Source organism: Dryocola baronae (assembly GCF_051297175.1).
Lineage (GTDB): Bacteria > Pseudomonadota > Gammaproteobacteria > Enterobacterales > Enterobacteriaceae > Dryocola.
Genome location: NZ_JBINNY010000001.1, coordinates 923,949 through 945,978, shown reverse-complemented (window position 1 = coordinate 945,978; position 22,030 = coordinate 923,949). Strand labels below are relative to the sequence as shown.

Genomic DNA, 22,030 nt, shown 5'->3' with positions numbered 1-22,030 from the left:
TGCCTGGTTTTTACCCAGCCAGAAGCCTAAGAAAAACCGCATGAATCGCGGCAAGAGTTACCGTTTAGTGAAAGGTGTCACACATATTGAAACGATGTTTTGATAAATTATGACCATCTGTTCGAACTTTTAGAACTATCTATAGATACGAATTATTATTCGAAGGAGAACAATATGGCTAAAGGTATGCGGGTACAGCTGGCTTACGAAGTGAGTCAGGATCCGGACACGGGCGTCGAAGTCACCCGCTTAACCCCGCCGGAGGTGACGTGTCATCGCAACTACTTCTATCAGAAGTGTTTTACCAACGATGGCAGCAGGCTGCTTTTCGCAGGCGAATTCGACGGCAACTGGAACTACTACCTGCTCGACATCGCCAAACGTGAAGCGGTGCAGCTCACCGAAGGCGCGGGCGACAACACCTTTGGCGGCTTCCTCTCCCCGGACGATAAATCCCTCTACTATGTGAAGAACGAACGCACCCTGCTGGAAGTTAACCTCGGCACGCTCACGGAACGCGAAGTCTACCGCGTGCCGGACGACTGGGTCGGCTACGGCACATGGGTGGCGAACAGCGACTGCACCAAGCTTGTCGGAATCGAAATCGCCAAAAGCGACTGGGTGCCGCTCAACGACTGGAAAATCTTCCACGACTTCTTCCACAAGGGGCCAAACTGCCGCCTGCTGCGCGTCGATTTGCAAACCGGCGACAGCGCGGTGATCCACCAGGAGAAAAACTGGCTCGGCCACCCGATCTACCGCCCGTTCGACGACAGCACGGTCGCCTTCTGCCACGAAGGCCCGCACGACCTGGTCGATGCGCGCATGTGGATGGTTAACGAAGACGGCAGCAACGTGCGCAAGGTCAAAGAGCACGCCGAAGGCGAAAGCTGCACCCACGAATTTTGGGTGCCGAACGGCTCTTCCCTGATGTACGTTTCCTACCTCAAGGGCCAGCAGGGCCGCACCATTTACAGCTACAACCCGGACAGCGGCGTCAACGAAGCGGTGATGCAGATGCCGGCCTGCTCGCACCTGATGAGCAACTTCGACGGCACGCTGCTGGTCGGCGACGGCTCCGGCACCCCGGTGGACGTGAAGGACACCAGCGGCTACACCATCGACAACGATCCGTACCTGTATGCTTTTGACGTAGCGAAGAAAGCCTACTTCCGCGTCGCGCGGCACGACACCTCGTGGGCCACCTTCGCCAACAGCCGCCAGGTCACGCACCCGCATCCATCATTCACCCCGGACGACGGCGCGGTGCTGTTCAGCTCCGACAAAGACGGCAAACCGGCGCTGTACATCGCCAAAATGCCTGTCGACCCCGAGTACGTAAAAGCCTGATAATTTTTGAGTGTCCTGTAACTGGCCTTGCCCTCCCGCGCGGAGGGCTTTTTTTTAGCTGGGATTTGTCATTAAAAACCGGCGGATGGCGCTACGCTTATCCACCCTACAATCACCCCACGCAAACGTAGGTCGGGTAAGGCGCAAGCCGCCACCCGACACAATCCACCCCACAAAAAAACCCCCGCTGACTGCTCGGGGGCCGGAGAGGGTTTTTCTTTAGATACAGACAGGATACAGAGGTAAAACTTAGAAAGAGTACGCGACGCCCACGCGGTAACGGGTCTGGCGTTCGTCGGTGGATTTGCTGCCGCTGACGTTGCCCACTTCGGCATACGGTGCCCAGTTTTTATCCCACTTATAGGCCAGCTTCAGGTTGTACTCCTGGGAATCTTTGTCGTTGTTGGAGCGGATCTGGTGTTCGCTTTTCGCGTACACGTAGTTCAGCTCGGTACGCCAGTCGCCCAGCGCGAAGCCTACCCACGCATCGCCACGGTTAACCTTGTCATCTTCTTTATTGGAGTCGTTCGGGTTACGCGTGTATTCGAAGCGGTAGCGGGCGGCAACGTAGAAGCCGTTATCGAAGCTGTACTGCGCGTGCAGGTTTGGCTTCCAGATGGTGCGGCTATCGTTGCTTTCCACGGTCAGCGCCGGGGTCAGGGAGATATTCGGCGTCGCTTTCCAGCGCCAGCTCACCTGATCTTCATGGCCGTTACCGACCAAATCCGCAAACGGCTGATCTTTATCGGTGCCGCCGGATTTCCATTTGGCCTCAACGCTAAAACCTAAACCGTTATCAAAACGATGGGAAACGGAAACGCGGTCTGCGTTAATGCCGGAATCAATATATTCATGACGTAAGTCTACAGTTACCGCCTGCGCAGCAATACTGGAACCACAGAGGACAGCCACAGCCAGAGTTTTCTTCAACATGATCAAATCCTTCATTGAAATATCGTTTCATTATTATGAAATTGGATTTTATTTTTAATCGAACGATATTTTAGTGATCAAGATCGTAAATATTTATGTCAGATCTTTTCTTGACCACCTTCGTGACAGCCATCAACAAAGCAGGCATATATGGACTTTAAACAGCGAGTTACATCACACGCAGCGGCAGGGCTTCATAAAAGAAACGCTATTTCAATCTTAAATTTATTTTTTCTTGCGAATGATCTTAGTCTTAAGTTAAATCAAATAATACGCGCCATACTTATTAAACAATGAATAATCAGCGCGGTGATAATAACCGTATCTGGATCACATAAATTTCAGCCATTCGCCAGAAAATAAGAATAAATCTCGCTCTAAAAGAGAATGATGGAAAATTTATGTGACGCAGGAAGGCATATTGCGAGTGAAGTGTGATGCAGTTAAAAAAGCGCTCTCAGGGGAGTGGAGAGCGCCGGTAGGAAATCAAACCCAGGCAATGTTAATCAATCGCGCTCGATCGCCAGCGCCACGCCCTGCCCGCCGCCGATGCACAGCGTCGCCAGGCCCTTTTTCGCATCGCGCTTGACCATCTCATGCACCAGCGAAACCAGAATGCGGCAGCCGGACGCGCCGATCGGGTGGCCCAGCGCGATCGCCCCGCCGTTGACGTTAACCTTGCGCTCGTCCCACTCCAGCATTTTGCCGACCGACAGCGCCTGCGCCGCAAAGGCCTCGTTCGCCTCGATCAGATCCAGATCCTCAAGCCGCCAGCCCGCCCGCTCCAGGCAGCGGCGCGTGGCCGTCACCGGCGCAATGCCCATCAGCGCGGGATCGACGCCGACGCTTGCGAAGGCACGAATGCGCGCCAGCACCGGCAGGTTCAGCTCTTCGGCCTTGGCGGCGCTCATCATCAGCACCGCCGCCGCGCCGTCGTTAATAGACGAGGCGTTCCCGGCGGTGACGCTGCCGGTGATTTCAAAGGCAGGTGTCAGGCGCGCTAAAGCCTCGGCGCTGGCGTCGGTGCGCGGCTGTTCGTCGGTATCGACAATCGCGATGCCGCCGGTGCGCTGCTCAACGGCAATCGGCACGATTTCGTCGCGGAAGCGCCCGGAATCGATGGCGGCCCGCGCCTTTTGCTGCGAGGCCAGGGCAAACGCGTCCTGCTTCTCGCGGCTGATATCAAACTCGCGCGCGAGGTTCTCGGCGGTCACGCCCATATGGTAATCGTTGAACGCGTCCCACAGCCCGTCGTGCACCAGGCTATCGATAAGCTGGCTGTTGCCAAGCTGCGCGCCGGTTCGGCTGTTGGCCAACACGTGCGGCGCGCGGCTCATGTTTTCCTGCCCGCCCGCGATCACCACGTCCGCTTCCCCGCACTGAATCGCCTGGGTGGCAAGATGCAGCGCCTTCAGCCCCGAACCGCAGACGTCGTTGATGGTAATGGCGGACACCGACCACGGCAGGCCGCTGTTCAGCGCCGTCTGGCGCGCCGGGTTTTGCCCGGCGCCGGCGGTCAGCACCTGGCCCAGAATCACCTCGTCGATCTCCTGCTCGCTGACCCCGCTGCGCTCAAGCAGCGCTTTTACCACCGCGCTGCCCAGCTCCGCCGCGCTGCGACGGGAAAGCGCGCCCTGAAAGCAGCCAATCGGGGTGCGAGCGGCCCCAACAATCACTACATCTTTCATCGAACTCTCCGCGAGAGGTAAGCAAGCCTTAAGTGCGCGTATCATGAGTGAATATTAATTAATTGTTAATTTCCATTTTCGCAGGTGCTTAGACGTAAAACGTTAATACCTCGTCAAATAACAATAACTTTCATAAAGATAAGCACTTATCCCTGCCGTTTCGCCTGCGGATATTTCTTCGCAACCAGTGAACATCGTCACAATTCGATAACCCCTATCTGCAAGTCGCTGAAATGGTTAAGGGCTATTGCCGACGAAAGGGAGTAAGTTGACTGAACAAAAATTCAACTATACTGACTAAAAACTAAACACTTGCAGCTGTTAAATCCCTGATGCCTGGCACCCCATCCTGAGAGAACGTTTCTGATCTGATTCGACAACTGCTCCTGCGCGTCTACCGCCAAACGGGCACTTCATGAAAACAAAAGTTAAACAGTGGTTTACCGCCGGTAAGTCCGCCGACGTTCGTTCAGAACCCCTACACTGGCCCGGCGGTGAGCCCGCCAACGACGGGGCGATCAAAGCAGAACTCTTTTCCAACGTGCAGATGGAGCGCTTCGGACAGAAGCTCGCCCGCTCGCACAAGCTCTCTCCGGCCCGCATGCCCTACTACCTGCTCAAGCGGCTCGAAGAGAATGAGGCGGTAATAACGCGCAACTGCTATCTGCTCAACGCCGGGGAAAAAGCGAGTATCGCCCCCGCCGGCGAATGGCTGCTGGATAACTACTACCTCATCGAAGAACAGATCCGCGTGGTTCGCCATCACCTGCCGAAAAACTTCGGCAAGGGGCTGCCCTCGCTGAGCGCGCCGCACAACTGCCCGCGCATCTACGATATTGCCGCCGAGGCGATTGCCCACGGCGACGGGCGCTGGGACGCGGCGAGCCTCACCAGCTACATTGCCGCCTATCAGGAAGTGACGCCGCTAACCCTCGGCGAGCTTTGGGCGCTGCCGGGGATGCTGCGCCTTGCGCTGATTGAAAACCTGCGCCGCGTCAGCATCGAAGTCGCCGACGCGCAAAAAGAACGCAACCTGGCGGATCAATGGGTCACGCGCCTGTTTGACAGCGCGGAAAACGCCCCGGCCGATTTAATCATGGTCATCGCCGACATGGCCCGCTCGCGCCCGCCGCTCTCCAGCGCCTTTGTGGCGGAGCTGGTGCGGCGCTTACAGGGCCGCGGCAACATGCTCTCCCTGCCGCTCACCTGGGTCGATCAGCGGCTCGCCGAAAGCGGCATCACCACCGATTTTCTGATCCACCGCTTTAACCAGCAGCTTGCCGCCAGCCAGCTTTCGGTCAGCAACAGCATCGCCGGGCTGCGCCTGCTGAGCGAAACCAACTGGGCGGATTTTGCCGAGGCGATGAGCCTCGTCGAGCAAACGCTGCGTGAAGATCCGTCCGGGGTTTACCCGGCCATGCACTTCGACACCCGCGACCACTATCGCCACATTATCGAAATGCTTGCCCGCCACAGCCCCTACAACGAACCCGCCGTGGCCAGGCGCATTCTGGCGATGGCGCAGGCCGCCGATGCGGACAGCGCGGGGCATCACGTCGGCTTTTACCTGATTGGCGAAGGCCGCCCGGAGCTGGAAAAACAGCTGGCGGCGAACACCTCGTGGATAACCCGCCTGCGGCACAGCTTCAACCAGATCCCGCTGCTTTCCTGGCTGGGCAGCCTTGCCCTACTGACCACCGCCTTTGCCGCCGACGTGCTGTTGCGCACTTATCAACACGGCATGACCTGGCCTTTATGGCTCCTGGCACTGCCGCTTATCGTGCTGCTCAGCCAGCTTGCCAGCAACCTGCTGAGCGAGGCGACCACCCGCTTCAGAGCGCCGATGCCGCTGCCGCGCATGGATTTTTCCACCGGCATTCCGGCCGAGTTTTGCACCATGGTGGTCATTCCCTGCCTGCTCACCAGCCGCGACGGTATCGACAGGCTGCTAAACAGCCTCGAAGTCTGCTACCTCGGCAACAACACGCCGCACCTCTACTTCGCCCTGCTCAGCGACTTCGCCGATTCGCCGGTAGAAAGCTCGGCGCAGAACCAGGCGCTGCTACACTGGGCCGAGGCGCAAACGCAAAACCTTAACCGCCGCTATGCGACGGGCGCGCAGCCGCGTTTCTTCCTGCTGCACCGTGAGGCGTTGTGGAACGAACAGCAGGGCGTGTGGATGGGCTACGAGCGCAAGCGCGGCAAGCTGGCGCTGCTCAACGACTGGCTACGCCGCCCCGGCACGCAGTTTTCCGAAGTGCACGGCAACGTGATTAGCCCACCCGCGGGCGTGAGGTACGTGATCACGCTGGACAGCGACACCGTGCTGCCGCGCGAAACGGCGCACAAGCTGGTCGCCACCATGGCACACCCGCTCAACCACCCGGTTTACGACGCGCAAAAACAGCGGGTCGTAAAAGGCTACGGCATACTTCAGCCGGGGCTTGCGGAAGAGATCCCGCGCCACGGCCAGGGGCGCTACGCCGCCATGTGCAGCAGCATCCCCGGCAACGACCCGTACTCGATGATGTCCTCGGACATCTATCAGGATCTGTTCAGCGAAGGCTCGTTTGTCGGCAAGGGCATCTACGACGTGGACATGTTTGTCATCGCCACCCACAACACCTGCCCGGAAAACCTCGTCCTGAGCCACGACCTGCTCGAAGGGTGCTACGCCCGCTCGGGCCTGTTGAGCGAAGTCCTGCTTTACGAACAGTACCCGAATAACTACCTGACCGACGTGGCGCGCCACACCCGCTGGATACGCGGCGACTGGCAGCTGCTCAACTGGCTCAAACCGCGCGTCACCAGGGCCGACGGCACCCGCGACAAAAACCCGCTCAGCGCCCTGTCGCGCTGGAAGCTGTTCGACAATTTGCGCCGCAGCCTGGTCGCGCCTTCATTACTGATTCTTATCTTCTGCGCGCTGCTGCTGGTGCCCAATCCGTTCTTCTGGCTCGGCGTGCTGGCGATTGCCCTGCTGATGCCGACGGTGCTGGTGGTGATGCAGGATCTGGTTAACAAACCGCCGAGGCGGCCCTTCGTGCAGCACGTTCTGCTGGTCACCGGCGGCGCGCTTAAACGCCTGACCCGCGTCGGCCTCGGCTTCATCACGCTGCCGCACGAGGCGGGCTATTCGCTGTACGCCATTGCCGTCACGCTCTGGCGGCTTGGCGTCAGCCATCGCAACCTCAACCAGTGGGCCAGCTTCGACCAGAGTCCCGCCGGTGGCAAAGCCTCGCCGCTCCGCTTCTACCGGGCGATGTGGATGAACGTCGCTTCGGGCGTGGCGCTGATTGCGCTGACCGCCTGGCTTGCGCCGATGCTGCTGATTTTCGCCCTGCCGATAGGCGCGGTCTGGTGCCTCGCCCCGCTGCTGTTAAGCTGGCTGAGCCGCCAGCCGTCGCGCCAGGCGCACTCGCTTAACGCCGGGCAGAAGCAGCTTCTGCGCCAGACCGCACGAGAGATCTGGGCCTTCTTCGAAACCTTCGCCAACGCGAAAGAGCACTGGCTGCCGCCGGACAACTATCAGGAAATCCCCCAGCCGGTCATCGCCCACCGCACCTCGCCGACCAACATCGGCCTGTCGCTGATGGCGAACCTTACGGCGTGGGACTTCGGCTACCTGCCGCAGGGCGAAATGCTGCAACGCATCACGCTCACCCTCGATACGCTGGACAAAATGGAGCACTACCGGGGGCACCTTTATAACTGGTACGACACGCGCACCCTGCAGCCGCTCAACCCGCGCTACATCTCAAGCGTGGACAGCGGCAACATGGCCGGGCACCTGATGACGCTGGCGGCGGGCCTCACCCAGCTTCGCAGCCAGCCGATCCTCGACTGCACGCAAATCCTGGCCGGGCTTGACGACACGCTGCGCATTCTGGAAAAAGTGTGGGGCCAGCGCGCGCCCACCGCGCTGCGCCAGTTCCGCAAACACTGTAGCGCGGCGACGTCGCTTCACCCGGCGCTGCTGTTCCCCGAGCTTAAAAACATGCGCTCGCAGAGCAACCGCCTGCACGCGCTGTGCAGCCACGAAGAGGGCCAGATCCGCCGCTGGGTTGACCATCTTCAGCACCAGCTGGTGATCCTCTGCCACGAATGGACCCAGCTGCTGAGCTGGCTGCCGCAGGACTGGAGCGAAGAAAATCTGCCGTCGTTAAGCCAGATTGCCCAGGCTAAACACACCGGTGAAGGCACGCCGTCAGAATCGGCCATTCGCCAGGCCCGCACGCGGCTGGACATCATCACCGAGCTGGAGCAGCGCCTCACCGAGCACGCGCGCATGGACTTCACCTTCCTCTACAACGAGGTCACCAGCCTGCTCAGCGTCGGCTACAACTGCGACAACAACAAGCTCGACAACAGCCATTACGACCTGCTGCCGTCGGAGATTCGCCTCACCAGCTTCTTCGCGATCGCCACCAACCAGCTGCCGTTAAAAAGCTGGTTCGCGCTGGGCCGCCTGTTCACCACCATCAATAACGAAACCGCGCTGATGTCCTGGAGCGGCTCGATGTTCGAATACCTGATGCCGAACCTCGTCATGCCGACCTACCCCGGCAGCCTGCTTGAAGAGATGAGCCAGTCGGCGGTCAACCGGCAGATAGACTGGGGCAAAGAGCGCGGCGTGCCGTGGGGGATTTCCGAATCCGGCTACTACTCCTTCGACGCATTGCAAAACTACCAGTATCACGCCTTTGGCGTGCCGGGACTCGGCCTGCGGCGCGGGCTGGCGGACGACATGGTTATCGCCCCTTACGCCACGCTGATGGCGCTCACCGTCGCACCGCTTAAAGCCTGCGACAACCTGGCCACCCTTGAACGCAACGGCGCGCGCGGGGAATACGGCTTCTACGAGGCGCTGGACTACACGCCGTCAAGGCTCGCCAGCGGGCAGATGTACGCGGTGGTGCGCTCGTGGATGGCGCACCATCAGGGCATGGCGTTCCAGGCGTTATCCCACGTATTGCAGGACGCGCCGATGGTCGACAGATTTATGTCCAGCCCGGCGTTCCAGTCCGCTCGCCTGCTGTTGCAGGAACGCGTGCCCGACGCGGTGGAGCTTTACAGCCCGCGCCGCCACTTTGAATCCCACGAAGGGGTGCTCCAGCCGGTTCAGTATGAGCTACGCGAATTCACCGACGTCGACAGCCCGATCCCGGAAGTTCAGCTGCTGGCGAACGCCGACTACCACCTGATGATGACCCAGTCCGGCGGCGGCTACAGCCGCTGGAAAGACATGGCGCTGACCCGCTGGCGCAGCGACACCACCTGCGACAGCTGGGGCGCGTTCTGCTACATCAGCGACCCGAAAAGCGGCGAAGTGTGGAGCAACACCTGGCAGCCGATTGGCGAGCCCGCCAACCTCTACGACGTGGTGTTTACCGACGCGGGCGTGGAGTTCAAGCGCACCGAAGGCGCGCTGAACATCAAAACGCAGATCGTAGTTTCGCCGGAAGACGACATCGAACTGCGGCGCGTTACCCTGCTCAACCGCAGCCGCCAGCCGCGCACGCTGGAGCTGACCACCTACGCCGAAGTGGTGCTCGCCCCGGCCACCAGCGACCTCGCACACCCGGCGTTCAGCAACCTGTTCGTGCAGACCGAGCTGGTGCCGGATCACGACGCGATACTTTGCCACCGCCGCCCGCGCGCGCCGGAAGAACGCTGCCCGTGGATGTTCCACATGATGGTCGTGCATGACCAGACGCCGCTCGTCACCTCGTTCGAAACCGACCGGGCGAAGTTCCTGGGCCGCGGGCGCACCCCGGCCAACGCCCTTGCGCTGGAGCAAAACGGCCCGCTCAGCAACACCGCAGGCCCGGTGCTCGACCCGATTCTCTCCATCCGCCAGTCGCTGGTGCTACAGCCCGGCGTGCCGGTCATCATCGACATCATCTACGGTGCCGCCGAAACCCGCCCGCAGGGCCAGGCGCTGCTGGAAAAATACCGCGACCACCCGATAGCCGACCGCGTGTTTGAGCTGGCCTGGTCGCACAGCCAAATCGTCCTGCGCCAGATCAACGCCAACGAAGACGACGCCACGCTGTTCAACCGCCTGGCAAGCGCGGTGCTGTTCCCCGGTCCCGAACTGCGCGCGGAGGCCAAAACGATTATTCGCAACCGTCGCGGGCAGTCCGGCCTGTGGGGCTGGGCGATCTCCGGCGACCTGCCGATCGTCATACTCAACGTCACCAGCGATGAAAGCATTCTGCTGATCACCACCCTGATTCAGGCGCACCACTACTGGCGGCTGAAAGGGCTGGCGGTCGATCTGGTGATCCTCAACGACAGCCAGGGCGGCTACCAGCAGGAGCTGCAAAACCAGATCGTCGACCTGATCGTCGCAGGCTCCGAGGCCAGCCAGATGGACAAGCCGGGCGGCATCTTCGTGCGCAACGGCGAGCACATGTCGGCAGAAGATCGCCTGCTGCTGCTGAGCGTGGCGCAAATCGTTCTCGACGACCGCTCCGGCGGCCTGAAAGAGCAGCTTAACCAGCGCTTCCTGCCAACCACCTCCTCCCAGCAGGCGTTTGTGCCAACCGCCGGCCTGCCCGCCAACGAGCACGATCCGTGGCGGCCGGACACCGACCCGCTGGTGTTCTTCAACGGGCGGGGCGGCTTCTCGCAGGACGGGCGCGAATACCAGATCTCGCTCGACGAACGCGGCCAGACCCCGGCCCCGTGGTCCAACGTGCTGGCGAACGCCAGCTTCGGCACGGTCATCTCCGAGGCGGGCCAGGCCTACACCTGGTTTGAAAACGCCCACGAATACCGCCTCACGCCGTGGGAAAACGACCCGGTCAGCGACCGCAGCGGCGAATCCTACTACCTGCGCGATGAAGAGAGCGGCGCGGTCTGGTCGCCAACCACCCTGCCGGTGCGCGGCAGCGGCCACTACCTGTCGCGCCACGGCTTTGGCTACAGCGTGTTCGCCCACCGCGAAACCGGCATCGACAGCGAGCTGACCATCCTCGTGGCGGAGCACGCCCCGGTGAAAATCGCCATCCTGACGCTCAGCAATACGTCGGGCCGCACGCGCAAAATCTCGGTCACCGGCTTCGTGGAATGGACGCTCGGCGAATCCCGCAGCAAGTCTGCGATGCACGTCGTCACCCGCCCTTCCACGGTGGCGCGCGGCTGCGGCGTTCTCGCCAACAACTTCTACAGCAGCAGCGGCTCGGAGCGCACGGCGTTCTTCGCGGTGACGGGCGTTCACTGCTCGTTCACCGGCGACCGCCGCGAGTTCCTTGGGCGCAACGGCTCGCAGCGCAACCCGGCCGCCATGAAGCAGCGCATGCTGTCGGATAAAACCGGCGCGGGCCTTGACCCGTGCGGCGCGGTGCAGTCCGCAACGACGCTTATCGACGGCGACCAGCGCACCTTCGTATTCGTGCTCGGCATCGGGCAAAACGTCCACGACGCGGAGGCGCTCGTCGGCCAGTTCCTTGACGAAGAAACGGCGCGGCAGGAGCTGGCTAACGTGCACAGCCACTGGCATGGCCTGCTGGATAAAGTCGTGGTCACCACGCCCGACCCGGCGGTCAACCTGCTGGCGAACGGCTGGCTGCTCTACCAGACGATTGCCTGCCGCATCATGGCGCGCAGCGGCTACTACCAGTCCGGCGGCGCGTTTGGCTTCCGCGACCAGCTTCAGGACACCCTCGCCTTAAGCCACGCCGCGCCCGAGCGGCTGCGCGATCAGATCCTGCTCTGCGCCTCAAGGCAGTTTGTGGAGGGCGACGTCCAGCACTGGTGGCACCCGCCGCTGGGCAACGGCGTGCGCACGCGCTGCTCCGACGACTACCTCTGGCTGCCGCTCGCCATCTGCCACTATGTGGAAACCACCGGCGACACCGGCGTGCTCGAACACCGCCTGCCGTACCTTGAAGGCCGCCAGCTCCAGCCCGGCGAAGAGTCGGCCTACGAACAGCCGGTCATCAGCGCCGTCGAAGGCACGCTGTGGGAGCACGGGGTAAAAGCCCTGCGCCACGGCCTGCGCTTCGGGCAGCACGGCCTGCCGCTGATGGGCGCGGGCGACTGGAACGACGGCATGAACCTCGTCGGGCTGGAGGGCAAGGGCGAGAGCGTATGGCTCGGCTTCTTCCTCTACGACATTCTCCAGCGCTTTGCGAAGCTTGCCGACAGCCGCGGCGACGGCGAAATCGCCGGCCTGTGCCGCAAAGAGGCCAGCGGCCTGCAAAAAAATCTTGAGGAATCGGCATGGGACGGCGCGTGGTACCGCCGGGGCTACTTCGACAACGGCGAGCCGCTCGGCTCGCACACCGCGAACGAGTGCCAGATTGACGCCATCGCCCAGAGCTGGTCGGTGCTTTCCGGCGCGGGCAGCCCGGAACGCTGCGCCCAGGCGATGCATGCGCTGGACGAGCGGCTGGTGGACGACGATATCGGCATCATCAAACTGCTCACCCCGCCGTTTAACGGCAAAGGCCCGAACCCCGGCTACATTCAGGGCTACCTGCCCGGCGTGCGCGAGAACGGCGGCCAGTACACCCACGGCGCTATCTGGGCGGTGATGGCCTTCGCCCGCAGCGGCAACGTCGAACGCGCGTGGCGGCTGTGGTCGCAGATAAGCCCGATTAGCCACGCCCTCGACGGCGACGCGGTAGAACGCTACAAAGTCGAGCCCTACGTCATGACCGCCGACGTCTACAGCGTAGAACCGCACACCGGACGCGGCGGCTGGAGCTGGTACACCGGCTCCGCGGGCTGGGCCTATCGGCTGATCGTAGAAACGCTGCTGGGCATCGAACGCCACGGCCAGGCGATATCCGTGCGCCCTCTCCTGCCGCCGGACTGGCCGTCGGTGAGCATGGTCTATCAGCACGGCGGCAGCCATTATCAAATCAACGTCACCCACGGCGCAAACGGCTACGCCGTCAGGCTGGACGACAGCCCGCTCCCCGACGACCGCATCCCGCTAACTGACGACGGGCAGTGGCATACGGTGGAGATTGAGGTTTAGGCAGGATTATCGCAGAAACTTAAATATCCCTTATGGAATAAGGGATAAAATCGTGTAACCATTCGCCAGTTTGAGTTAAGGACAAGCCGTTTCTAAGGAAGGAACTGTGAATACACGAGCTGGTTCACCGTCCGGCTATGCGCTGGATATCTGCAATGGAGACTTCCCGGCTGAGGTGCTGCGCTTTCGCGGCCGGGAAGCGTTAAGCAAACCGTTTCGCTGGGCGATTGAGTTCACCTCGCCGCAGGGCAACCTGCGGCCCGAACAGGCGCTGATGAAGTTTGCCACCTTCAGCATGCGCGACGGCAAAACGGTGCACGGCATTATCACCCGCCTGGAATGGCTCTCAACCTCGGCCGACCAGGCGCATTATTCCGTCATTCTCGAACCCCGCCTTGCCCTGCTTTCCCGCACCCGCCGCTGCGCCGTATACCAGAATGACTCCGTGCCGCAGGTGGTGGAGCAGGTGCTGCGCGCCCACGGGCTGGAAGGCCCGGACTTTGAATTCCGCCTCTCCCGCGACTACCCGCCGCGCGAAGTCATCACCCAGTGGCGCGAAACCGACCTCGGATTTGTCCGCCGCATTCTTGCGGAGGTAGGCATCTGGTTTCGCTTTGAAATGAACCCGGCAACGGCGCTGGAAACGGTGATTTTTGCCGACAGCCAGAGGCAGTACGTCTTTGATGTGAAACTGCCCTACGGCGAGCCGTCCGGCCTGTACGACGGTGCGGCGGAATCGGTGTGGGGCGTGCGCACCTCGCATCATGTGGTCACCGGCACTGTCGCCACGCGTGACTACAACTACCGCACCGCCGCCACGCCGCTGGATGCGGTCGTTTCAGTTCGCAATCATGCGGCGACGACGGGAGAACACTACCGCTACGCCGCCCCTTACCGCGAAGCCGGGGATGACAGCGACCCGGAGCCGGAAACCGAAAGCGGCGCGTTCTATGCCCGCATCCACCACGAGCGCGAGCTGAACAAATCTGCCCGCGTCCGCCTGTTCAGCAACGCCTCGCTCCTCACGCCCGGCCAGGTGCTGGAGCCGCAGGGCAACGTGATTTCCGCGCTGAAAGAGGGCGTGGTGACGACGATGGTGGCCTTCAGCGGCGCGCGCGATTCGCGGCTGCGCGTCTGCGTGTGGGGCCAGCCCTACACCGAGCGCTACTGCTTTCGCCCGTACCGACCCGCGCGCCCGGAAATCCACGGCACGCTGCCCGCCCGCGTTGAGAGCCGCGAGAAAAACGACATCTACGCGCACCTGGATGCGCACGGACGCTACCGCGTCAGGCTGGACTTTGACCGCAACGACAGCGAGCAGGGTTACGGCTATCTGTGGCTGCGCATGGCGAAGCCGTATGCCGGAGAGCGGTACGGCTGGCACATGCCGCTTACCGACGGCACCGGGGTGGCGATTGCCTACGGCAACGGCGACATCGACCTGCCGTACATCTCCCACGCCATGCACGACTCCGCACACCCCGACCTCGTTAACCGCGACAATCACACCCGCAACGTCCTGAGGACGCCTGCCAACAACAAGCTGCGGATGGAGGACAGGCGCGGCGAGGAGCATATCAAGCTCGCCACGGAGTACGGAAAAACCCAGCTCAACACCGGGCATATCGTGGACGCGCAGGGCAGGCCGCGCGGCGCGGGCGCCGAGCTGCGCACCGACGAGCGGGGCACCATCCGCGCCGGGAAAGGGCTGTTTATTAGCGCGGACGGGCAGCCAAAAGCCCAGGGCGAAGCGCTGGACATGGACGCCGCGCTTGCGGAAATCGACCGGCTCAACCGGCAGCTGCAGCAGCTGGAGATGGCCGCAGAGCAGGCGCAGGCGCTGAAGGCGGATATCGACAGCCAGATTGCGATGTTTGAGCAAAGGCTGAAGCCGCTTAACCAAGCGATACTTTTTTCCGCTCCGGAAGGCATGGCCTTCACCAGCGGCGAGCACATGCAGATAGCGGCCGCGAAAAACGTCGCCATCAACGCCGGGGGCGATATCAGCGTCGGCGTGATGGGGAATATGACGGCGCTTGTCGGGGAAAAGCTGGGGATGTTTGCCCGCACCGGGCAGCTGAGCCTGAAGGCCAGCGAGGGCCCGATAGACGTGCAGGCGCAGAACGCCAGTATGCGCCTGTTTGCTGAGAAAAAGCTGACCATGACCTCAGAAAGCGACATCTCGTTTGCCGGCAAGAAGCGCATCACGCTGATTGGCGGCGGCAGTTACCTGAAGCTTGAGGCGGGGAAGGTGGAGTACGGCACCACGGCGACCTATATGCGCAGGGTGAAGCGGACGATGGCGGCGGGGAGCGCTTCACTGCCGCCGGAAATCCCGTGGCTCGCTGACCCGGTAAAAGACAGCACCGAGGCACTGATGCAGTATCTCTATCACGACGATGCCCCGGTTGTGGGAGCACCTTTCACCGCAACGCTCGCGGATGGCTCGGTGCGAACGGGAACGCTCGACGGTGCCGGATACCTGCATCTTGAGGATGTTCCAGCCGGAGAGATACAGGTTGAGCTCGGCCCAGACTCGCGAAGCTATCTGCGAAAAGATAATAAAGATAATCAGCAATTTATCGGAACCTCGTTGAATGAAGCCGATATTGATGCGCTGATTGCGAAACACAGCGGAGGTGTTGAATGAATATGCCGGGGGTGGCGTGGTTTAAAGAAACCAGCCTTGAAACCGGACAGTGGATCTGGGGAACTCTTCAGGGCTCGTTTAATGAAAAGCAGACCATCGGACAGATTATTGTCGATGCGGCGATCGGCATGATCCCGCTGGTCGGTGACGTCACGGCAGTGCGGGATCTGATCGCCGTTTCTATGGGGCTTGCGAAAGATCCCCGTAAACGGGAAAGCGCCAGCGAGTGGGTGTTTCTGACGATCCTGCTGTTTGCGCTAATCCCGGTGATAGGCGGCGTAATTAAAGGCGTGGGTCGCCTGGCTATTCGGGTAACGAAAGAGGCGGCTGAGAATGTTGAAACGCTCGCCGAGGTCATTAAGTTTCTCAACCGGGTAGGTGAAGGTGATGCGGTTAAGTGGCTGAATAAACTGAATGTCATTGAGTATCAGGCGCAGCTTATTGAGAAAATGAGCGCGTTTTGCCACACCATGATCGCCACAATAAACCAAATTCTGAAGGCCAGAATCGGCCGCATGTTACCCGAAAAGCTGCGGGCTGATTTAATCCACATGCGGGATGGGTTCGCGGCTTTACAACAGCTGGCAGCGGAAATGATCCCACAGGCGCTTAAAGAGCTGCATGCCAAAGTAAGGGTGCTTCAGGCGCTGGTGTATCAAGGAAAAATACATACGATCGCGACCGGGTCTGGGCGTGCTGAAGTTCGGCGTGAGGCTGAGGCGTATTTGCTTGAACGTCCGCTGCGAGAAGCCCCGAAGCAGGGAACGCGTTTTCCGAGTATTCATGCTGAGAAACAGCATCTTAGAATACTTAAACGAAAGTACTTTAAGTCTGGGTATCCAGATTTATTTTCCCGGCCACCGGAAAAAAGTCCTGCATTTGGTAAGACTTTGGTCTACGCCAATATAGCTTCTTTTAGCGGTGAAATTGCGGCTAAAAGCGCCCGAGATATGAGCGGCACGACCATTTTCCGTGCCTTCGGTAATAAAACCAGGCTAGCCACAAATCCCGAAGGCTCCTGGGCTGCCGGGGGATTTTGGGGGTATCAGAAACTGCCGGGTGATGCAAAAGAGTGGCGACAGCTATCGGCGGTGCTGGACGAGTGGAACGGCAACGGCTTTCTGGTGGTATTGCATTTACCGGAAGATTTTGCCGCCAGAATGCCTGGCTCCAACGCCTGGCATGGCAAAATCGCCGAACAATTTGGTCAGAAAATAGCCAATCAATATCTGGAAGGCGGCGGCGAGCAGGTGATAATTAATCTAGATGAGATGTTAAAAAAAGAGCTGCACCGCATAGGTGAGCAGGTAAAGGCGACCGGGCAGCCAGCAAGTACGGAAATCAACGGCGTGAAGGCCGATTTTTATCCAACCCGCTGGAAGGACGTGGAGGGTATTCACGGTTACAGCAGGCCGGACGGGATTGCCCCCCCCTACGCCACCACCACGCGCAAGCTGCATGACGACGAGCTGCGCAGCAAGCGGAAGGACAGAGCGATAGTTAACGCCGCGCGCGCAGAGCGCCAGACAACCACAGGGAGTGAACGATGATTACGATTGAACAAACCAGATACCCAATGAGCGACGAGCAGGTACGGCGCAAACTTTTCTGGCTGCTGCAGCGCCTGAGCAGCTACAGCCTGTGGCAGCGCAAGCGTGATGCCTGGGCACATTTTGCGCACAAGTATGAAGAAGCGCTAAAAACCTGGCCGGAAAAGATCACTAATGGATTCGATCCTGAAGTCATTATTTGGGTTTACGACGCCCTGCGTCTCTATGATGAGGGATTACCGGAGCTGGCAAGCGGTAACCGACAGGTATGGCAAATTAAAACAGGCGCATTTGATCAACTTGATCGACCGGTAGATTTAGTTCGCGCCTATTTCTATTTGCCCTGCCATGAACGTGGGGGTCAGGAGGGAGCTTATCCGCCTGATATTGAGAAACTAAATATATTAAGAATTGCAGCAGAATTTTGGGGGGATAATCTGCTTTATCCACCGCAAAATAAAGCGTGCAATTTTTTTGATGCCGAATATTTGCTTGATCCTGATAATTATCGTCATAAATTCAAAACATTATCTTATCCTGTATTCCCAAAAAACCTTCCACCAGTACCTCAACGCAGCGATATTATTATCAAAACTAACGACCCGGTGCCCTGTGACGGAATATGGGAACCGGTAAAAATTCAGTACCACCATAAACTTCTGGTCATTAAAGATGGCATCAAAGGGTTTAAAAACCTCGGCGCCTATAATTATTTTATTCGCGGAATGAACGCTCCGTTAGAGATTTATTACGACACATTAATCGAAGATAATAAACACAGAGTTCTTTCAGATAACCCTATACATTATCGCGACGTTCACTGGCGCCTGGTCTGGGAAGATACCCGCTATTGCGATGGAATCATCCCGGATGAGTCAGAGTATTTTCTGGATGATGAACCCGGCAAGCGCATTACCTGCCGGAGCGGGGAACCTTGCCCACATTCGGGGCACTGGGCCACTATTGCCGGAGACCAACAGCAGTTTGTAGACGTTAAGGCGGGCCAACTGATGCCGGAAGCCGTGAAATATCAGAGCAATATTTATGCTCCCGAAATACGCGTCCCGGCAGTATGGAGCCTGTTGCGCCGCGAGGATGGCAAGAGCGTATATATTAAACCGACAACTCATTGAGTTTGACTTTTCGGTTAAGGAAATAACCACCCGCCAGGGCCACAGGGAGTGAACGATGATTACGATTGAACAAACCAGATACCCAATGAGCGACGATCAGGTACGGCGCAAACTGTTCTGGCTGCTGCAGCGCCTGAGCAGCTACAGCCTGTGGCAGCGCAAGCGCGATGCCTGGGCACATTTTGCGCATAAGTATGAAGAGGCGCTAAAAACCTGGCCGGAAAAGATCACTAATGGATTCGATCCTGAAGTCATTATTTGGGTTTACGACGCCCTGCGTCTCTATGATGAGGGATTACCGGAGCTGGCAAGCGGTAACCGGCAGGTATGGCAAATTAAAACAGGCGCATTTGATCAACTTTTCAACCCCGTAAATTTAGTTAGCTCATTTTTCTATTTGCCCTGTCATGAGCGCGGGGGCCAGGAAGAAGCCTATCCGCCTGAAATTGAGAAGTTAAATATATTAAGAATTGCAGCAGAATTTAAGGGTGATAATCTGCTTTATCCACCGCAAAATAAAGCGTGCAATTTTTTTGATGCCGAATATTTGCTTGATCCTGATAACTATCGTCATAAATTAAAAACATTATCTTATCCTGTATTCCCAAAAAACCTTCCACCAGTACCTCAACGCAGCGATATTATTATCAAAACTAACGACCAAGTACCCTGTGACGGAATATGGGAACCGGTAAAAATTCAGTACCACCATAAACTTCTGGTCATTAAAGATGGCATCAAAGGGTTTAAAAACCTCGGTGCCTATAATTATTTTATTCGCGGAATGAACGCTCCGTTACAGATTTATTACGACACATTAATCGAAGACAATAAACACAGAGTTCTTTCAGATAACCCTATACGTTATCGCGACGTTCACTGGCGCCTGGTTTGGGAAGATACCCGCTATTGCGATGGAATCATCCCGGATGAGTCAGAATATTTTCTGGATGACGAACCAGCTAGCGCACCCACTCCCGCAGAAAATCAATAAACACGCGGACCTTCTCGGGGACGTGGCGCGTATTGGGATACAGCGCGTAAATGCTTTGCCGGGGGAAGCCGTGGTCCGGCAGCAGCGCCTGAAGGTCACCGTTAGCAAGCGACGGGGCGACCTGCCAGTCGGGCAGCAGGGCAACGCCCGCGCCGTGTTTGGCAAAGGAGAGCAGCGCGGTGGCGCTGTCGGCCATTATTGTCGGCGGCGTTTCCACCTTGAACAGAACCGCCTGCTTGCCCGGCGTGGTGACCTGCCAGCTTAGCGGCGAGCTGAGGCGGCTGTGCGCCAGCCACGCGGCCTGGGCGAGTTCGGCGAGGTGGGTAATCGGCCTTTCGGCGAGATAACCCGCCGAGGCGACGGGCAAAATCGCGAAGCTGCCTATCGGAGCGGCGCGCAGGCTGGAGTCGGCAAGCTGGCCCAGGCGAATGGCAACGTCGAAGCGCTCGGCGATCAAATCCGCGTGGTAGGAAGACGAGACGTGCTGAATGCGCAGCTGCGGATGCTGGCGGCTGAAGGCAGCAAGCGCGGGCACAACCACCTGCGCGCCGTACTCCGGCGTGCTGGTAATGCGCAGCACGCCGCTCAGGCCGCCGTGATCCTGCTGCACGTCGTCGAGCAGGTTTTCCGCCTCTTCCAGCAGGCGCTGGCAGCGCAGGTAGAAGCGCTCCCCCGAGTCGGTAAGCGAAAGCCGCCGCGTGCTTCTCACCAGCAGCGACACGCCTAGCTCCGCTTCCAGCTGCTTGATATTAAAACTTACCGCCGCCTTGGTTTGCCCAAGCGCCACGGCGGCGGCGGTAAAACTGCCCGCCTCTACCACCGCGACAAATATCGTCAGCCTTTGCAGGTTGAGCATCGTAGCCTCGCTACTGTCAAAATATTTTTGACAGTGTAATCCTCCGGCGGCGATTTATCCCGACAATCTGCCCCGCTACACTTCCGGCCTCTAACCGGAGGTTCCATGCCCTATCGTACCAAAGTTGCCGCTGTTTACCTGCTCGGCTTTTTCGTCGATCTCATCAATATGTTTATCGCAAACGTTGCCTACCCCGCCATCGGCCACGGGCTGGGCGCGTCGGTCAGCGAACTGGCCTGGGTCAGCAACGGCTACATCTTCGGGCTGACGCTGGTGATCCCGCTCAGCGCATGGCTTGCCCAACGCATCGGCGGGCGGCGCGTTCTGCTGGTTTCACTCGGGCTTTTTCTTCTGGCGACGCTCGGCGCGGGCTATGCGCAGACCATCGCGCAGCTCATCGGCTGGCGGGTTTTGCAGGGCATGGGCGGCGGGCTGCTGATCCCGGTCGGGCAGACGCTGGCCTATCAGCTTTATAAAAGCCACGAGCGGGCGGGGCTGACGGCGGCGATTATGCTGGTTGGCCTGCTGGCCCCGGCGCTTTCCCCGGCGCTCGGCGGGCTTATCGTCGATAACCTTAGCTGGCGCTGGGTGTTCTTCGCCAACCTGCCGCTGGCGCTGCTGGCGTTAATTCTGGCGGCGATGTGGTTACGCAGGGAACCGTCCAGCCAGCCGCGCTCGTCGCTGGATTTTATCGGCCTGCTCGGCGGCTGTAGCGCCCTGCTGCTGTTGCTGCTCGGCCTGACGCGCCTTGCGCAAAGCGAGGATCTCGCACCGGGGCTGGGCATGCTTGTCGGCGGGCTGATCGTGTTTGCCGCCTACGTGCGCCACAGCCTGCGCCACCCTCACCCGCTGCTCGATCTGCGCCTGGTTAACGAACCGCTGTTGCGCAGCGCGATGATGATTTATCAGGGGATCCCGGGGATGTTTATCGGCGTCAGCCTGGTGGCGATGCTGTGGCTGCAAAACCAGCTCGGCATGCGCGCCGCGCTCGTCGGCAGCCTGATGGTGCCCTGGTCGATAGCCTCGCTGCTGGCGATTACCTTTACCGGCAAGCAGTTCAACCGCTTCGGCCCACGCCCGCTGCTGGTCTGCGGCTGCCTGCTTCAGGGGCTGGGGATGTTGTTACTCACGCAGGTCGATAGCGCCGGCCACTATCCGCTCCTGCTGGCCGCGTTTACGCTGATGGGGTTCGGCGGCAGCCTGTGCAGCAGCACCGCGCAAAGCAGCGCCTTCCTGCACATTGACGACGCGCAGCTGCCGCAGGCCAGCGCGCTGTGGAACATCAACCGCCAGCTGAGCTTCTGCCTCGGCGTCGCCATTATGAGCCTGCTCCTCAATAAGCTTCTCAACCACTTCGCACCGGCGGACGCCTACGCGCTGTGTTTTTACCTAGCCGCCGCCAGCGCGCTCGCCCCGGCGGCGCTGTGCCTGCGCCTGAATAACCGCGCCATCGTGCGCAAGCTCCACGCACAAAAGGAAGCAAAATGAATCCATACGTTTTTGAAGTGATAGACGCCCACGTCGCCATCGAAAGCTGGCTGGGCAAGGGTGAAGGTGACGTAGAGGCGCTGCTGGCGAGATTCGCCCCCGCCTTTACGATGGTGGCGACGAGCGGCGCGCGGCTCGATTTCGCGAGGCTATGCGGCTTTTTCCGTGGGCAGCCCGCGGCAAAGCCGGGGTTAAAAATTAAGGTCGCGGATATTGCCGTTATCGCCGAATGGCCGGACGGCGCGTTGGTCAGCTACAGCGAAATCCAGACCCTGCCGGGGGAGGCGGGAACGCTCCGGCATTCTACGGTGGCGTTTAGCAGGACGAACGGCGGCGTGCGGTGGCTGCGGCTGCATGAAACCGCGGCGGCGTGAGGGAAAATGGTGGATGGCGCTG

The 22,030-nt window shown here is 59.7% G+C and carries 11 protein-coding genes; 8 read left to right on the top strand and 3 right to left on the bottom strand.

Going from position 1 to position 22,030, the window contains the following annotated elements; genetic code table 11:
* Positions 1-174: 174 nt before the first annotated feature.
* Complete coding sequence (locus ACSPHG_RS04355) at positions 175-1,350, top strand: oligogalacturonate lyase family protein (RefSeq protein ID WP_435952306.1); 1,176 nt, start codon at positions 175-177, stop codon at positions 1,348-1,350.
* A gap of 249 nt (positions 1,351-1,599) precedes the next feature.
* On the opposite strand, the gene ACSPHG_RS04350 is transcribed toward ACSPHG_RS04355, so the two are convergent.
* The gene (locus ACSPHG_RS04350; RefSeq protein WP_435952305.1) at positions 1,600-2,283 is read right to left on the bottom strand and encodes a porin; all 684 of its coding nucleotides are present in this window, start codon (positions 2,281-2,283) and stop codon (positions 1,600-1,602) included.
* 506 nt (positions 2,284-2,789) lie between these two features.
* Complete coding sequence (locus ACSPHG_RS04345) at positions 2,790-3,971, bottom strand: acetyl-CoA C-acetyltransferase (protein WP_435952304.1); 1,182 nt, start codon at positions 3,969-3,971, stop codon at positions 2,790-2,792.
* A 415-nt stretch (positions 3,972-4,386) separates the two neighbouring features.
* On the opposite strand from ACSPHG_RS04345, the gene ACSPHG_RS04340 reads away from it, so the two are divergent.
* From ACSPHG_RS04340 to ACSPHG_RS04320, 5 genes are all read left to right on the top strand, one after another.
* The gene (locus tag ACSPHG_RS04340; protein WP_435952303.1) at positions 4,387-12,963 is read left to right on the top strand and encodes a glycoside hydrolase family 94 protein; all 8,577 of its coding nucleotides are present in this window, start codon (positions 4,387-4,389) and stop codon (positions 12,961-12,963) included.
* A 142-nt stretch (positions 12,964-13,105) separates the two neighbouring features.
* The gene (locus ACSPHG_RS04335; RefSeq protein ID WP_435955938.1) at positions 13,106-15,613 is read left to right on the top strand and encodes a type VI secretion system Vgr family protein; all 2,508 of its coding nucleotides are present in this window, start codon (positions 13,106-13,108) and stop codon (positions 15,611-15,613) included.
* The gene (locus tag ACSPHG_RS04330; RefSeq protein WP_435952302.1) at positions 15,610-17,163 is read left to right on the top strand and encodes a hypothetical protein; all 1,554 of its coding nucleotides are present in this window, start codon (positions 15,610-15,612) and stop codon (positions 17,161-17,163) included. Before ACSPHG_RS04335 ends, ACSPHG_RS04330 begins: the two co-directional genes overlap by 4 nt.
* Positions 17,160-18,296 carry an Imm72 family immunity protein gene (locus tag ACSPHG_RS04325; protein WP_435952301.1) on the top strand — a complete coding sequence of 379 codons (1,137 nt, stop codon included), beginning with the start codon at positions 17,160-17,162 and terminating at the stop codon, positions 18,294-18,296. Before ACSPHG_RS04330 ends, ACSPHG_RS04325 begins: the two co-directional genes overlap by 4 nt.
* Before the next feature lie 55 nt (positions 18,297-18,351).
* Positions 18,352-19,290 carry an Imm72 family immunity protein gene (locus tag ACSPHG_RS04320; RefSeq protein WP_435952300.1) on the top strand — a complete coding sequence of 313 codons (939 nt, stop codon included), beginning with the start codon at positions 18,352-18,354 and terminating at the stop codon, positions 19,288-19,290.
* On the opposite strand, the gene ACSPHG_RS04315 is transcribed toward ACSPHG_RS04320, so the two are convergent.
* Positions 19,259-20,146: a LysR family transcriptional regulator gene (locus ACSPHG_RS04315; protein WP_435952299.1), complete on the bottom strand. Its 888-nt coding sequence runs from the start codon at positions 20,144-20,146 to the stop codon at positions 19,259-19,261. The genes ACSPHG_RS04320 and ACSPHG_RS04315 overlap by 32 nt on opposite strands.
* Before the next feature lie 105 nt (positions 20,147-20,251).
* Between ACSPHG_RS04315 and ACSPHG_RS04310 the strand changes: the two genes are divergently transcribed.
* Together ACSPHG_RS04310 and ACSPHG_RS04305 are read left to right on the top strand one after the other, a co-directional pair.
* Entirely contained in the window at positions 20,252-21,634 is a 1,383-nt protein-coding gene (locus ACSPHG_RS04310) for an MFS transporter (RefSeq protein WP_435952298.1), read from the top strand.
* Positions 21,631-22,008: a DUF4440 domain-containing protein gene (locus tag ACSPHG_RS04305; RefSeq protein ID WP_435952297.1), complete on the top strand. Its 378-nt coding sequence runs from the start codon at positions 21,631-21,633 to the stop codon at positions 22,006-22,008. The genes ACSPHG_RS04310 and ACSPHG_RS04305 overlap by 4 nt, the downstream gene beginning before the upstream one ends.
* The last annotated feature ends 22 nt before the right edge of the window (positions 22,009-22,030 follow it).

Excerpts from the sequence above, each read along its gene's own strand:
- ACSPHG_RS04355 (WP_435952306.1), top strand. The coding sequence starts at position 175 with ATGGCTAAAGGTATGCGGGTACAGCTGGCTTACGAAGTGAGTCAGGAT.
- ACSPHG_RS04350 (WP_435952305.1), bottom strand. The coding sequence starts at position 2,283 with ATGTTGAAGAAAACTCTGGCTGTGGCTGTCCTCTGTGGTTCCAGTATT.
- ACSPHG_RS04345 (WP_435952304.1), bottom strand. The coding sequence starts at position 3,971 with ATGAAAGATGTAGTGATTGTTGGGGCCGCTCGCACCCCGATTGGCTGC.
- ACSPHG_RS04340 (WP_435952303.1), top strand. The coding sequence starts at position 4,387 with ATGAAAACAAAAGTTAAACAGTGGTTTACCGCCGGTAAGTCCGCCGAC.
- ACSPHG_RS04330 (WP_435952302.1), top strand. The coding sequence starts at position 15,610 with ATGAATATGCCGGGGGTGGCGTGGTTTAAAGAAACCAGCCTTGAAACC.
- ACSPHG_RS04325 (WP_435952301.1), top strand. The coding sequence starts at position 17,160 with ATGATTACGATTGAACAAACCAGATACCCAATGAGCGACGAGCAGGTA.
- ACSPHG_RS04320 (WP_435952300.1), top strand. The coding sequence starts at position 18,352 with ATGATTACGATTGAACAAACCAGATACCCAATGAGCGACGATCAGGTA.
- ACSPHG_RS04315 (WP_435952299.1), bottom strand. The coding sequence starts at position 20,146 with ATGCTCAACCTGCAAAGGCTGACGATATTTGTCGCGGTGGTAGAGGCG.
- ACSPHG_RS04310 (WP_435952298.1), top strand. The coding sequence starts at position 20,252 with ATGCCCTATCGTACCAAAGTTGCCGCTGTTTACCTGCTCGGCTTTTTC.
- ACSPHG_RS04305 (WP_435952297.1), top strand. The coding sequence starts at position 21,631 with ATGAATCCATACGTTTTTGAAGTGATAGACGCCCACGTCGCCATCGAA.